A 14,118-nucleotide genomic window follows, 5' to 3' on the forward strand; every position below is an offset into this window, starting at 1 on the left:
TGCCAAAATTGTCTATTTATTAAGATATTTTTGCTAATCAGCGAGTATATCGTTAATTTCTGATTTGATTTGTTGGCACCAAGTGTGAATGCGCTCATCACTTAAATTATATTGATTGTCTTCATCAAGCGCCAAACCAACAAAGTTTTGTTGATCCTCGGTTAGTGCTTTTGATGCGGCAAATTCGTAGCCTTGATTGGGCCAGTAACCTATTACATAGCCTCCTTGCGCGATAACTTGATCATGTAACATGCCAAGGGCGTCTTGAAACCATTCGGTATAGCCTATTTGATCACCCATACCATACAAAGCAACTATTTTGCCTTCTAAGTCTATATTAGCAATGTCAGGCCAATGTCCTTCCCAATCTTCTTGAATTTCACCATAGTCCCATGTCGAAATACCAAGTATCAAAATATCGTGGACCGACATTTCTGTTAGCGCAGTGTCTTTAATATTGAATAAAGATACGCACTGAGTGCCTAACTCTGCTTGAATTTTTTCTGCTGCCATTTCGGTATAGCATGTGGTCGAGCCATAAAATAGTGCAATATTCATTGATTAAGTGTACCGAAGGTTATAAAACCGAAACATAGGGTGACGGGAGTGATTTTATTGAGATTTTAGCAAATATACGGCAGTTAATACTAGTTTAAATCAAGAACAACAGTAATAAATACTATTTGAACATAGTCGCAGTTATTGCATTTGCGTTATTTTCACTGTAATTTTAGCCTCCAATAAGCGGTCTTTGTTGCTAGTGTTAAATTTAACGTTATTCCCCGCTATCAAATTTATGGAAATCTTTATGTCTAAGAAGTTTTTATTTGCTGCATTATTAGGTGTTTTTAGTTACTCAAACTTTGTTGCTGCTGAAACGATACCTGCAAATAATAGTGTTATGCTACCAAACACACAATCAAATCAGTTTAATCTTGTTAAAACAAAATTGAGCACTACGTTAGGCTTTAATATTGCAAGTATTAAGGCATCTCCAATTGCTGGTATTGTTGAAGTGATCACTGATCAAGGGCTATTTTATGCCAGTGCTGATGGTAAATTTTTGGTGCAAGGGAAAATGTATGGCTTAGGTGAAAATATCAGTAATTTGACTGAAGAAAGCTTAGCGCAAGTTCGAATTGATGGTATGGCCAAGTTTTCTGATGCCATGATTGTTTTTCCTGCAAAAGAAGAAAAGCATGTAGTAACTGTGTTTACTGATATTACTTGTGGTTACTGTCGTAAAATGCATGATCAAATAGCTGATTATAATGATAAAGGTATTACCATACGTTATTTGGCTTACCCACGTGCTGGCGTTAAAGATCGTGCCGGTCGTTATTCTCAGGGGTTTAAAGACTTACGTTCTATTTGGTGTCATGAAGACCCACAAGATGCACTAACGAAAGCGAAAAGTGGTTCTAATGTCGCGGCACGTATTTGTGATATGCCAATTGAAGGTGAATTTAATTTCGGTCGTCAAGTCGGCGTTACTGGTACACCAGCGATTATGTTAGCGAACGGCATGATGGTGCCGGGTTATCAAGACCCAAGTAAGCTCTTTATGTTGTTGGAAACAGCCCAACGCGGCGGATAATGAATAACCGAATACATTCGTAAAAATGGCAAGTGTTTACTTGCCATTTTTGTATTTAAAGCCCAGAAAAATATTATTTAAGAATATAGTTAATGCAAAAAGAAATTGTTCGCAGAGCTCAGGTTGATGACCAGCATTTACCTGAAACACTTCATCCCATTATTCGACAAATTTATGCACGTCGCGGTGTTACCAACGAGCATCAACTTGAATTAACTGCAAAGCATTTATGTGCGGTTGAAACATTAAAGGGACTACCGCAAGCGTGCGCTTTGCTACATATGGCGTTAAAAGAACAGCATAAGATTACCATTATTGGCGATTTTGATGCCGATGGCGCAACCAGTACCGCGTTAATGATGGAAGCATTATCTATGTTGGGCTCTCACCATCATAATTTTCTGGTGCCTAATCGTTTTAAATATGGCTATGGACTGACTCCTGAAATTGTTGATATTGCTGCCTCGCAGGGGGCACAGGTATTAGTGACGGTCGACAACGGTATTAGTTGTATTGCTGGGGTAAACCGTGCGAAAGAACTTGGCTTAAAAGTTGTGGTAACTGATCACCACCTGCCGGGGAATAACCTACCTTTAGCCGACGCCATCGTAAATCCAAATCAAGTCGGTTGTAATTTTGCCAGCAAGTCACTTGCCGGCGTTGGTGTTGCTTTTTACTTTATGCTGGCTTTAAGAAAGTATTTGCGTGAGCTAGCTTGGTTTGAACAGCGAAATATCAAAGAGCCCAATATTGCCCAATTACTTGATCTTGTTGCCTTAGGTACAGTGGCGGATGTGGTGTCGTTAGATGCAAATAATCGCATTTTAGTTGAGCAAGGACTAAAGCGTATTCGCGCTGGTGCAACACGTCCAGGTATTCAGGCTTTAATTGAAATTGCCGGTAAAAATCAACAACAACTGGTGGCAAGTGACTTTGGCTTTGCACTTGGCCCAAGGATAAATGCCGCAGGGCGGCTAGATGATATGGCTTTTGGTATTAACTGCTTACTGGCAAAAGACTTATCAACGGCAAGAGTCATGGCTGCTGATTTAGATGACTTGAACAAAGCTCGTCGAGAAATAGAGCAAGGCATGCAAGTTGAGGCCGAGCGTGTTTTGGCCAGCTTACAATTTAGCGAAGATAACCTGCCTCATGGTATTGCATTATTTCATGGCGATTGGCACCAAGGGGTAATTGGTATTGTCGCAGGGCGGCTGAAAGAGAAATTTCACCGGCCTAGTATTGTTTTTGCTAAAGCTAACGATGAAGCTTGTGATGACCAGCATGCTAATACGCTTGAGGAAATTAAAGGCTCAGCTCGTTCTATTCCTGGCCTACATATTCGTGATCTACTTGAACATATTGACAGCCAGCACCCCGGTATTATTTTAAAATTTGGTGGCCATGCCATGGCGGCGGGGCTATCCATTGAAGCAAATAAATTTAACGAGTTTTCAGACTTGTTTGAACGTTACGCCAAGCTGTGGCTAAGTCAAGAAGCACTAACTGGTGTAATAGCGTCTGATGGTAGTTTATCTACGCAGAATATGACTTTATCTTTCGCTGAGTTGCTGCGTGATGCCGGTCCTTGGGGGCAAAATTTTCCAGAGCCATTATTCGATGATGTTTTTACCCTTGTTCAGCAACGTATTGTTGGAGAAAAACATCTTAAGTTAGTTGTTGAAAAAGACCAGCAGGTGTTTGACGCAATTGCATTTAATATAGATATTAAACGTTGGCCAGACCAAGAAATAAATGCAGTCAAGTTAGCGTATCGACTTGATATCAATGAATTTAGAGGCAAGCGAACAGTGCAACTTATGGTTGAGCAACTTGCTAAGCATAGTTAAATATTGGGCTATTTCGGTAGCGGTTGTCATAATGCGTTAAATCACATAACAAAATAGATTAAAAAAGCATAATAACTTGTCAATGCAAGCGTTTATTTAATGGCGCAAGTAAGCTACAATGCGCGACTATTTTACCCTTAAGTCGTTAGATGTGACTTGGTCACCAAAATCGTATGTTTGAAGTCAATCCAGTTATAAATAAAATTAAAGAAATTCGCGAACGTGCTTTATTGCTTCGGGGGTACCTTTGACTACGATGTTAAAGCCGAGCGCTTAATTGAAGTTAGCCGTGAATTAGAATTACCCGATGTTTGGAACGAGCCAGAAAAGGCACAAGCACTAGGGCAAGAACGATCTTCATTAGAGCTAGTAGTAAATACAATTGTTGAGCTTGAGTCTGGCTGTGAAGACATTGAAGGCTTAGTTGAACTGGCGGTTGAAGAAGGTGATGAAGATACGTTTAATGAAGCAGAAAATGAAATTGCTTCATTGATGGCTGAACTCGATAAATTAGAGTTTCGTCGCATGTTTTCAGGCAAGCAAGATGCCAATAATGCTTATCTAGATATTCAATCTGGCTCAGGCGGTACTGAAGCGCAAGATTGGGCTGAAATGTTAATGCGGATGTATTTACGTTGGGGCGAATCTCACGGTTTTAAAACCGATGTCATTGAAGTTAGTGATGGTGATGTTGCTGGTATTAAAGGCTGTACGATTAAATTTTCAGGTGAATACGCGTTTGGTTGGCTGCGCACAGAAACGGGTGTACATCGTTTAGTACGAAAATCACCATTTGACTCTAGCGGCCGTCGCCATACCTCATTTGCGTCAGCATTTATTTACCCTGAAATAGACGACAATATAGAAATTGATATTAACCCAGCTGATTTGCGTGTAGATACCTTTCGCGCCTCTGGGGCTGGTGGTCAGCATGTTAATAAAACTGACTCGGCAATACGTATTACCCATGTGCCAACAGGTGCGGTTGTGGCGTGTCAAAGTGACCGCTCGCAGCATAAAAACCGTGCAACTGCCATGAAGCTTTTAAAAGCTAAGCTTTATGAAATGGAAATACAAAAACAAAATGAAGATAAGCAAGAACTTGAAGATGGTAAGTCTGATATTGGTTGGGGCAGTCAAATACGTTCATATGTATTAGATGATAGCCGAATTAAAGACTTACGAACTGGTGTTGAGAACCGGAATACGCAAGCGGTACTTGACGGTGACTTAGATAAATTTATTGAAGCTAGCCTTAAATCGGGCCTGTAGTTTCGCAATTTTAGACCATGAGAAATGAAAATGACTGAGCAAAATAAACCTGCACAAGATGAAAATAAGTTAATCGCTGAGCGTCGTAGTAAGCTGGCGAATATACGTGAAAATTGTGATGCAAACGGCCACCCAAATAAATTTGATCGTAAAGATTATGCCGCTGATATTCAGGCTGCTCACAGTCATAAAGATAAAGAAACTTTAGAAGCTGAAACCCAAATGTACAGCATTGCTGGTCGTGTTATGGCAAAACGTGGGCCATTTTTAGTGCTGCAAGATATGTCTGGTCGCATTCAAGCTTATGCTGAAAAAACAGTTCAAAAAGACATAAAAGCACGTTGGGGCTTATTAGATATTGGCGACATTATTGGCGTTACAGGTACTTTACACAAATCAGGTAAGGGTGACTTGTACGTTAATATGAATGAGTATCACTTATTAACCAAATCTTTACGCCCGCTTCCTGAAAAATTCCATGGTTTGTCTGACGTTGAAACTAAGTATCGTCAGCGCTATGTTGATTTAATTATCAATGAAGAAACTCGTAATACTTTTAAAATACGTTCAAAAATTGTTGATGGTATTCGTAAGTTTTTAACAGAGCGTGACTTTATGGAAGTGGAAACGCCAATGCTGCAAACTATTCCGGGTGGCGCAACGGCTAAGCCGTTTAAAACTTTCCACAACGCACTAGACATTGAAATGTTTATGCGTATCGCCCCAGAGCTTTATTTAAAGCGTTTAGTGGTTGGCGGTTTTGAAAAAGTATTTGAAATTAACCGTAACTTCCGTAACGAAGGGTTATCGACGCGTCACAACCCAGAATTCACTATGATCGAATTCTATCAAGCGTATGCTGATTACAAAGACCTAATGAATTTAACGGAAGATATGCTGCGCACCTTAGCTGAAGATGTGATGGGCACTTCTGTTATTCGTAACACAGTTCGTAATGCTGAAGGTGAAGTCACTGAAGAGAAACTCTACGACTTTGGTCAGCCATTTGCGCGCTTGTCTATGGTTGATGCCATTTTAAAATATGGTAAAGACTTGGATGAGTCAGTATTACGTAATCCAGAAGAAAACCTTGATGCCTTAAAAGCGATGGCTAAGCAAGTTGGCGTTAAAGAAACTGAAGCATCAAAAGTGTGGGGCGCAGGTAAATATATTTGTGAAATATTTGAAGAGGTTGCTGAGCATATGCTTGATCAACCAACTTTTATCACAGAGTACCCGTGGGAAGTGTCACCATTGGCCCGCCGTAATGATGAAAACCCATTTATTACTGATCGTTTCGAGTTCTTTGTTGGTGGCCGCGAATTAGCTAATGGTTTCTCAGAGCTTAACGATGCAGAAGACCAAGCAGCTCGTTTTAAAAAGCAAGTGGAAGAGAAAGATGCTGGCGATGATGAAGCTATGCATTTTGATGAAGACTACATTCAAGCGCTTGAGTATGGTTTACCGCCAACAGCAGGTGAAGGTATCGGTATTGACAGACTAGTGATGTTATTTACAGATTCTCCTACTATTAAAGACGTTATTTTATTCCCACATATGCGTCCACTGACTGAATAGCATTAAGTTAAAAACAAAAAAGCACCTTAGGGTGCTTTTTTTATGTCTAGTTTATTTCAGCGTTAAAGCTTATATATCAGACAATCCCCAAATGAAGGCTGCAACGGCGGTTACGGCGATTAAATTTAAATAAATTATGCCTATAATTGAGAACTTTAAAAATGTAAACAGATAACCTTGTTTATACACTCGTTTTTGCATAATAAACAGGTAACAAGGCAACCATGTCAGTAAGATTATAGCTGTGTAGCCAAGACCATTGGCTAAACTTGGCATTGGTGTAGACAGCTGCTCTTGTGCGTTATCAAGAATGTTTACCAGCAAAATGATAAGAAAAATAAAGCTATGACTATGTAAAGCCACGGTTAGATGCTCTAAATATAGTCGATTAGCAAATAAGTAAAAGAGCTTTAATATTACCGCAAAAATGGGCAACAAAATAAACATTAATTGCGGTAACTTGCTGATAGACTGCTGAATTAATGGTCTGGCATCAGAGCTAAACGCCTGTTGTCCCTTTTTTTCTAGTAACTTGACTTTTTCTGCTAAACGCTTGTTATTGTCATCCGATAAAAAGTCGAAAGTAAAGGTACCGTCAGCGTTATTTGATAGGCTAAAAACCTTTGATTGCTCAGCTTTTATCTCACCAGATTTTATCTGCGACAATTGAGTTTTCCATGCTGATAACTTTTTCATATCTTGTGAAGAAAGCATTTCAGCATTAATTATTGCACCTAACTCTTGTTTAACTATTTTTTGGGTGAGCTCAGACTTTTTTGAAGCCGTTTCTTCAGAAAGATCGGCTTGATAGCCTTTAAAGCGGCTAATTTCACCAATTTGAGCTTGTTTTTGTTCTGCTGGGAGAGTTTCTATCTCTCGTTCAAGTTGACTAATATGTAGCTTAACTTGTGCAAGTGGCTCTGCCATCCTTTGTTTATGAACTAAGAGTTCATTACTATCAATGGCAAAAAACTTGAGAGAAATAAAAAATATAATACTGACAAATAAATACAGTCGAAGTGGTGGTACATAATGCACACGACGTCCTTGTATATATTCGTTGGTTAAAAATGCTGGCTTAAACAGTAGTGGCCATAATGTGCGAGATGCGCGCGAGTCAAAGCTAAAAATATCGTCTAGTAAATGCATTATAACATTCCAGAAGTATCGTAATGTTGACTCTATTGACTGTCCACATTGGCTACAAAAAGCACCGGTAACTTTTGCATGACAATTCTCGCAAATGGTAGTGGAATTATCGCTATTTGCTGGCAGCACTTCTAAATTGATGGCTTTGTTCTGATCAGACATAGTAATTGCATTAATAAAACAGTTACTTAGCATAATATCATTGATGCAAATTTGCGCAAATGTGAATTTGATGTTTATTTTTACGAAGAATTTCGTTTCACTAGCGGACTAGTCGCGGAAATAATGCTCAAAACAGCTATTATTTATAATAAAACGTTAAAATTTTGTATATCTTTAGTGCTGTCTTGATAATGTTCTGTTAGATTTAGATAGTTACTGATCAAAGCAAGCCAAATAGTAGGAGAATTATAATGGCATTTGAAGTTACCTTCGAGTTGAAAGAGTCAGATTTAGAGCACTTTCGTGATGTTATGCGACAAGCAAAGTCAGGTGCGAAAACCTTAAGTGAAGCAGAAATTCTAGCGAATGCCAAAAACTTGAGCCAAGATGTAAAAGGCGATGTACCAGCGTTTGTTAGTGAAAGAATTCAAAAACTAGAAACATTAGTGGCGATGATTGAAGACTCGGAATGGAAAATTCCAGATGAAGAGCGTGCCGATGTGCTGAGTGCTTTAGCTTATTTTAGTGACCCAGAAGATTTAGTGCCTGACCATATTCCTGTATTAGGCTTTTTAGATGACGCAATCATGATAGAGCTTGTTGCTGAAGAGCTTAAAGATGATATTGAAGCTTTTATAGAGTTTTGTAATTACCGTACCCGTGAAGAAGGGCGCAGCGGTGATGCTACTATTACCCGTGAAGAGTGGTTAGGTGCTAAGCGAAGAGAGCTACATAGCCGCATGAGAAACCGTCGTTCAACACGCCGTCGTGGCCGTTCAGGTTTTCGCTCAATTTTCTAGATAACGCTAGTTTATTTACACATCAAGTTGACACTAAAAAGCCGCATAATGCGGCTTTTTCTGTTAAGACCTTTAGTAAAACTAATTCACGATTTCAAACTGCATTTAATGTGCAGTGACCAGACACAACAATATAGTTTAGAAAACTAAGATTTTTTTTATTCTAATTAGCTAATTCGTTAAATATAGCATTAGAACAAAGAACGCGATAATTACACCATTAAAAGCAAAAATATAGCCAAACCCCTTTAATCCTTGTTTTACAGTGTAATTATTGCTTTTTAAGTACCAGTACCAAATTGCACACATTATTAATGGGATCAGAAAAAAAAGTCTTATCATGCTTACGCTGTCTCCTGCTGTTTTGGTTGAGAAGGCTCTCGCCATGGTGCAACTTTAAATAGCATTAACATGCCAGGGATTGCCAGAGCGGTACAAATAAAATAAAAATTAGTCCAGCCAACTTGTTCAACAATAACACCTGTTGTTGCATTGGCAAACGTTCTAGGTAGTGCCGCAACAGCAGTAAACAATGCTATCTGAGTTGCAGCAAAGGCGGGGTTAGTATTTTTGGCAATAAACGCGGTTATACCTGCTGCTCCTAAGCCAACACCTAAATACTCAAAGCCCATAGCCATAGCTAAAGCGTAGGTATTATGGCCAACTTCCGCAAGTGCTGCAAAACCTAATATGCTGATTATTTGAACAAAGCCAAATAACCAAAGGGCGCGGTTAATGCTCATTTTTATCATCACTAGGCCACCAAGTGCTAAACCGATAGTCATTGCAATCATAGATGAGGTTTTAGCAACTACACCAATTTCGGTTTTACTAAAGCCTAAATCAATAAAAAAAGGGGTTTGTAAAGCGGTTGCCATATTGTCGCCTAATTTATATAAAAACAAGAACAAGACAATTTGTAATGCAGGCTTCATACCTCGACGGTTTATAAAGTCTTTAAATGGCAACACTACCGCTTGCTCAAGTGTTCTAGGGGCTTGTTCTGCGTTGTTTAATTCTTTAATTGCTAAACTCATCGCTATGCCAATTAACATAAAGGCAGCAACAATAATGAACACCGCTTGCCAGCTGATGTGATCGGCAAGTATAAAGGCAAGTGAGCCAGGGACTAAGCCGGAGAGACGATACGCTTGTACATGAATAGAGTTGCCTAAGCCAAGCTCATGCTCTGGCAATAACTCACGACGATAAGCGTCAAGCACTATATCTTGGCTGGCACTGAAAAATGCCACCGCTGCAGCTAAGTAGGCGACACTCCAAATATTCATCACAGGGTCGATAAAACCAAAAGCGGCAATGGAGAATAATAATAATATTTGCGTAAACAGCATCCAACTTCGTCTTCGGCCTAAAATAGGGAATGAGTACCTATCCATTAACGGTGACCAAATAAACTTCCAAACGTAAGGGATGCCAATTAATGAAAATAAACCAATTTCGGTTAGGCTGACACCTTCGGAGCGTAACCAGCCAGGAACAAGCTGATACAGAATGAATAAGGGTAAACCTGAGCTAAAGCCAGTGAAGATACAAATCAACATACGTCGATTAAAGATAGCTTGCTTGAATGTAGGAGATTGCATTGCCGTTAATGCCTAATGAATGCTAAGAGCTAATATGGCTAGGCTACCAAAATGCATTAGTAAACAGAAGTTTATTCTTTATTGTTAATAAATTTAGTTTGTAAGGATTTTTATTTATGCCTACTTTAGGCTATCACTACAGGTAATTAGGGTATAGGGCGCCAACCTATGCAATCAATAGGGTAGCTGCCAACACCTGAAAAGAATTCCAGGCAAGTTGATATTTCACTTTTAAAATATAAATTACTTTCTAAGGCGTTTGCGCTATGTAAACTCAACTCGTGCATAATATGCCAAAAAACTCGCTCTCGTGCACTGCTGGGGGTTTCGTCATTAACATTGAGTAATGTCCATTCTGCCATTGTATTTTCAACAAACTGGTCTAACTCAGTATAATGAATTGAATGGTTAACCACAGCGTCAATGTAAACTTTGATTTGCGTGATTTTTTCATTGATAAACTGCTCTATTATCATTATGTTCCTTGCAACTATTCACTTGAGTTTGAACTGAATTTTTCTTTTTATCGTGTGTTTTATAACGCCTGTAGCAACTGGTCGGCTTTCCTTAGTTATCGTTTATAAATGCTGAATTGTCAAAATTTAACTTGTACAAAATTGTAATAACATTGTCTTAATGGCTGTTAACTACTTGTGGAAACGAGGGAAAAACGTGTGAAATTTTAATTTTTCTTTAAAAAGAGAATGGATAAGCTAAATTCGGGATAAGAAATATCTCACAACCAAACTATCAGCTGTTTTTAGTGTAATTCTTACCTACAATACTCCGATGTTGGAGAGGTAAAATTATTCAAGCAACTTTGCCGTTTTAGGTGCTTAGGTTGGCACTGACAGCCTAGCATAATGGGTGAAGAGGAAAGGCTTTGTCCGAGTAGCTAAGGTATCCCGTATTGTCGAATAAACATAAGTGTAATACTGTGCTGTTCGTAATAATGCACTTATGTTTATTTTGAGTGTAAAAGTGCGTCGTTAAAGGGCAGGTAATAACGTAGCTTTAATTAATAAAACAGGCTCTACAGGTACATCTTCCCATGACATTTCATCGTTGTAATCTGTTTTAACTTTCGACATAGCTTCAACAACTTCTTCGCCTTCAACAATGGCACCGAACACCGCATAACCCCAGCGACGACCAGGGTCTAAACTGCTGTTGTCGGCGACATTGAAAAAAAACTGTCGATTAGCGGTATGCGGGCGATTCTCTTTCGCCATGGCAATGGTGCCTATCTCATTTTTTAGGCCATTCCCAGACTCGTTAATAATGTTCTTGTTAACTTTTTTAAGTTCAAAGTCTTTAGTATAACCGCCACCTTGAACAATAAACTCTGGCATGATGCGATGAAATATAGTGTTGTCGTATTCGCCACTAACCACATAAGTTAAAAAGTTATTAACAGTGATGGGGGCGCGAACACGATCTAATTCAACAATAATAACGCCCATAGATGTTTCTAGCTTTACTTGCGGGAACAGGTTATCAGGATCGATTTTTGTATCGTTGGCGCTAACCGTCAATGTTAGCCAGAGTAATAAAAGCGAAATAATTCTCATATTTTTATCCATCAAATGCGTTGTTGAGCGCCTAGTTAATAAACTGTTGTAACTCTTGGTTTTGTGTTATTTGAGTTAACAACTTAGCCAATTGTTGGTTGAAGTCTCTTTCTAACACGGCGATGTCAGCCTTAAATGGGCCATTGCTATTTCCCTTTATTGTAAAGGTTTTTGTTAAGCTACCTTGACCATTACTTGCGAGTACGCGAATTTGAATTTCATTATTAGCTTTATATTTTACTAATTCTTGTTGAACACTGATTAAAGCATTATCGATTATAACTTCTAGCTGGTTTGCTGCTAGCGGTTGAATTTGCAGACCATTAGCCTTCAAGCCAGCAGATAATGTTGAGTTAATAATGTTAATTAAAGGCTCTTGTCCAGAGTACAACTCGGCAGCTTCATTAGCTCGTAAAATTTGCACAATATGATTAGCACGACGTAAATCTGTAAAGCTAATTTGTACTTGCTTTTGATGGTATGCATTACCATTGGTTTTTGCTAATTCTGGGCTGACGATAATATTTTTTATCGGTGCGCTACAAGCAAAAAGAAATGACATTGATGTAATTAATAATATTCGGGTTAGCATTGAATTCATGTTTATGCTCGTTAATAAAGTTAAGGGCTAGCGCTTGATTGCTGAAATAGTAACGAATTTCTCATTGCTTGCAATAAGCTTCTCATTACCAAAAATTCTTTTTAATTTTATGTGGTAGGCCAGTTGCCTATTACCAATAATGCGCAACTCACCACCTTTTTTTAATACTCTATGGCTGTCTTTAAACATTTGCCAGGCAATGTGATCAGTTGTCGCAGTTTGCTGATGAAAAGGCGGATTACATAAAATTAAGTCAACACTGCCACCTTCAACGCTGGTCAGGCAGTCGTTAACTTGAAATTGACAATGTTCAACGACTTCAGGGAGATTTTCAGTAACATTACTTTTCGCCGAAGCAATTGCCATATATGATTCATCAACAAAATGCACTTGAGCTTCAGGCTGTTTGGATAAAACGCTTAAACCAATAACACCATTACCACAGCCCAAATCAATTACTTTACTGCTTGCCTCAACTTTAGGTAAGTTTTGTATAAAATAACGGGCGCCAATATCTAGTTTTTCTCGCGCATAAACATTGGCATGATTGCTGATAACAAAGTCGCTATTTTCCAGCGGCCACTTGGTAGGATATTTAGCAGCAATGGCATTGTTATTATCGAGCTTGCTAAATACTAAGCGCGCTTTTTTAACCGCTAATGATGTTTTAGTTGTACCCAAATGGTTTTCAAATACTTTTAATGTAGAGCTATGAATTTCTTTTGCGCGATCACCAGCTATAAAAATAATGTCGTTGTTTAACTGTTGTTTTATTTGACTTAATTGGTAGCTAAGTAAACCTTTACTTTTGGGTATTTTAAATAGCACGATATCAATATCTGCTGGCAAGTTATCTAAACTTGTTAATAAGGTGATATTGTCATTTGATAAGCCATTTTGCGCTAGATTATGCTTAATACCTTGTTGGCTCAAAAAGGAGTCATTTACACAAAATACATGGTGTTTCGACAAGTTACAGCTTAACGCACCAAAGTTGTCATTAAAAATAAGTACTTTCTTTTTTGACGTGGTGAGCTGCTCTTGCGTGAGGTAATTAATGATATATTCATCGGCTGCATCCCAAGCTTGTAAACTTCGGTTAACTTGGCCGATTGGAAACCTATCGAGAAAAAGGTTTTTGTCATTGATAATAAAAGGGCTGATCATAGCAGTTTAAATCTAATTGGCGTGGCGGATATTGTGACAAAATTTACCACTAGGGGCTAGAACTAAGGTAAATTTAAGGAAATATTTATTTTAAAGTGGCGGTGTATAGCAGTGTGAAAATAACATTATCAGATGCAGATATTGAATATATTGATAACTTTTATAATGCTAAGCAGTCAGCATTACTTTTTAGTGAGTTGTATCGGCAAGTCACGTGGCGTCATGATGAAATTTGTATGTTTGGCAAACAAATTAAGCTCCCTCGTTTGCAAGCCTGGTATAGTGATAATAATTTATCTTACCGATATTCAAATATGACGCTTGAGTCAAACACTTTTACGTCAGTATTGAACCAAATAAGACATAAAATTAGCGACTATTGCCAACATGAATTTAATGCGGTTTTGGCAAACTTATATCGAAATGAAAATGATAGTGTAGGTTGGCATAGTGATGACGAAACTGAGCTTGGCATTAACCCTGTTATTGCATCTTTATCGCTCGGTGTTGAGCGAGACTTTCAACTTAAACACATTATAACCAAAGAAAAAAAGACGTTAGTGCTAGCCCCTGGTAGCTTGTTAATTATGCGTGGCACAACACAGCATTATTGGCAGCACTGCATTCCGAAAAGAAGAAATAGTAAACTACCGCGTATCAATCTCACCTTTAGGAAAGTATTATCTTAGCGTTGAACTAGTTATAACAAACAATTAAAAAAAATATAAAAATTGTGCGGCCAGACTTCTAGATAGATGGCATAATTG

13 protein-coding genes are annotated in these 14,118 nt (G+C 38.4%); 6 read left to right on the top strand and 7 right to left on the bottom strand.

What is annotated here, in order from left to right; all coding sequences use genetic code 11:
* Positions 1-33 precede the first annotated feature (33 nt).
* Positions 34-558, bottom strand: coding sequence for a flavodoxin FldB (fldB, locus tag AC27HL_RS08475; RefSeq protein WP_487080539.1), 525 nt, complete (start codon positions 556-558; stop codon positions 34-36).
* Positions 559-808: 250 nt separating this feature from the next.
* Between fldB and dsbC the strand changes: the two genes are divergently transcribed.
* The 4 genes from dsbC to lysS all read left to right on the top strand — a co-directional run bounded on the left by dsbC (position 809) and on the right by lysS (position 6,297).
* The gene (gene dsbC, locus AC27HL_RS08480; RefSeq protein ID WP_487080540.1) at positions 809-1,597 is read left to right on the top strand and encodes a bifunctional protein-disulfide isomerase/oxidoreductase DsbC; all 789 of its coding nucleotides are present in this window, start codon (positions 809-811) and stop codon (positions 1,595-1,597) included.
* Between the two features lie 92 nt (positions 1,598-1,689).
* Positions 1,690-3,447, top strand: coding sequence for a single-stranded-DNA-specific exonuclease RecJ (gene recJ, locus AC27HL_RS08485; RefSeq protein WP_487080541.1), 1,758 nt, complete (start codon positions 1,690-1,692; stop codon positions 3,445-3,447).
* Positions 3,448-3,620: 173 nt separating this feature from the next.
* Positions 3,621-4,719 (top strand): peptide chain release factor 2 gene (gene prfB / locus AC27HL_RS08490; protein ID WP_487080542.1). Its coding sequence is split into 2 segments (ribosomal slippage): positions 3,621-3,695 and positions 3,697-4,719, totalling 1,098 coding nucleotides; the frame shifts between segments, so codons are not numbered across the junction.
* 30 nt (positions 4,720-4,749) lie between these two features.
* Positions 4,750-6,297 (top strand): lysine--tRNA ligase, encoded by a 1,548-nt coding sequence (gene lysS / locus AC27HL_RS08495; protein WP_487080543.1) that lies wholly within the window; start codon positions 4,750-4,752, stop codon positions 6,295-6,297.
* Between the two features lie 69 nt (positions 6,298-6,366).
* Here lysS and AC27HL_RS08500 read toward each other — a convergent pair whose 3' ends face one another.
* Complete coding sequence (locus AC27HL_RS08500) at positions 6,367-7,608, bottom strand: DUF3667 domain-containing protein (protein WP_487080544.1); 1,242 nt, start codon at positions 7,606-7,608, stop codon at positions 6,367-6,369.
* Between the two features lie 251 nt (positions 7,609-7,859).
* On the opposite strand from AC27HL_RS08500, the gene AC27HL_RS08505 reads away from it, so the two are divergent.
* Positions 7,860-8,408 (top strand): YkvA family protein, encoded by a 549-nt coding sequence (locus AC27HL_RS08505; RefSeq protein WP_487080545.1) that lies wholly within the window; start codon positions 7,860-7,862, stop codon positions 8,406-8,408.
* Positions 8,409-8,752: 344 nt separating this feature from the next.
* Here the strand turns inward: AC27HL_RS08505 and AC27HL_RS08510 are convergent, their stop codons facing one another.
* From AC27HL_RS08510 to AC27HL_RS08530, 5 genes are all read right to left on the bottom strand, one after another.
* Positions 8,753-10,012, bottom strand: coding sequence for an AmpG family muropeptide MFS transporter (locus AC27HL_RS08510; RefSeq protein ID WP_487080546.1), 1,260 nt, complete (start codon positions 10,010-10,012; stop codon positions 8,753-8,755).
* Between the two features lie 146 nt (positions 10,013-10,158).
* Complete coding sequence (locus AC27HL_RS08515; protein ID WP_487080547.1) at positions 10,159-10,488, bottom strand: hypothetical protein; 330 nt, start codon at positions 10,486-10,488, stop codon at positions 10,159-10,161.
* A gap of 513 nt (positions 10,489-11,001) precedes the next feature.
* Positions 11,002-11,583 carry a peptidylprolyl isomerase gene (locus AC27HL_RS08520; RefSeq protein ID WP_487080548.1) on the bottom strand — a complete coding sequence of 194 codons (582 nt, stop codon included), beginning with the start codon at positions 11,581-11,583 and terminating at the stop codon, positions 11,002-11,004.
* Between the two features lie 31 nt (positions 11,584-11,614).
* Positions 11,615-12,184 carry a YajG family lipoprotein gene (locus AC27HL_RS08525; RefSeq protein ID WP_487080549.1) on the bottom strand — a complete coding sequence of 190 codons (570 nt, stop codon included), beginning with the start codon at positions 12,182-12,184 and terminating at the stop codon, positions 11,615-11,617.
* A gap of 27 nt (positions 12,185-12,211) precedes the next feature.
* Positions 12,212-13,351, bottom strand: coding sequence for a methyltransferase (locus tag AC27HL_RS08530; protein ID WP_487080550.1), 1,140 nt, complete (start codon positions 13,349-13,351; stop codon positions 12,212-12,214).
* A 113-nt stretch (positions 13,352-13,464) separates the two neighbouring features.
* Between AC27HL_RS08530 and AC27HL_RS08535 the strand changes: the two genes are divergently transcribed.
* On the top strand, positions 13,465-14,040 hold the full coding sequence (locus AC27HL_RS08535) for an alpha-ketoglutarate-dependent dioxygenase AlkB family protein (protein WP_487080551.1): 576 nt from the start codon (positions 13,465-13,467) through the stop codon (positions 14,038-14,040).
* Positions 14,041-14,118 lie beyond the last annotated feature (78 nt).

Source organism: Colwellia aquaemaris (assembly GCF_057548755.1).

Bases quoted from the DNA above. Each gene is read 5' to 3' on its own strand.
- fldB (WP_487080539.1), bottom strand. From the start codon at position 558: ATGAATATTGCACTATTTTATGGCTCGACCACATGCTATACCGAAATG.
- lysS (WP_487080543.1), top strand. From the start codon at position 4,750: ATGACTGAGCAAAATAAACCTGCACAAGATGAAAATAAGTTAATCGCT.
- AC27HL_RS08505 (WP_487080545.1), top strand. From the start codon at position 7,860: ATGGCATTTGAAGTTACCTTCGAGTTGAAAGAGTCAGATTTAGAGCAC.
- AC27HL_RS08500 (WP_487080544.1), bottom strand. From the start codon at position 7,608: ATGTCTGATCAGAACAAAGCCATCAATTTAGAAGTGCTGCCAGCAAAT.
- AC27HL_RS08520 (WP_487080548.1), bottom strand. From the start codon at position 11,583: ATGAGAATTATTTCGCTTTTATTACTCTGGCTAACATTGACGGTTAGC.
- AC27HL_RS08515 (WP_487080547.1), bottom strand. From the start codon at position 10,488: ATGATAATAGAGCAGTTTATCAATGAAAAAATCACGCAAATCAAAGTT.
- AC27HL_RS08525 (WP_487080549.1), bottom strand. From the start codon at position 12,184: ATGAATTCAATGCTAACCCGAATATTATTAATTACATCAATGTCATTT.
- AC27HL_RS08510 (WP_487080546.1), bottom strand. From the start codon at position 10,012: ATGCAATCTCCTACATTCAAGCAAGCTATCTTTAATCGACGTATGTTG.
- AC27HL_RS08530 (WP_487080550.1), bottom strand. From the start codon at position 13,351: ATGATCAGCCCTTTTATTATCAATGACAAAAACCTTTTTCTCGATAGG.
- dsbC (WP_487080540.1), top strand. From the start codon at position 809: ATGTCTAAGAAGTTTTTATTTGCTGCATTATTAGGTGTTTTTAGTTAC.
- recJ (WP_487080541.1), top strand. From the start codon at position 1,690: ATGCAAAAAGAAATTGTTCGCAGAGCTCAGGTTGATGACCAGCATTTA.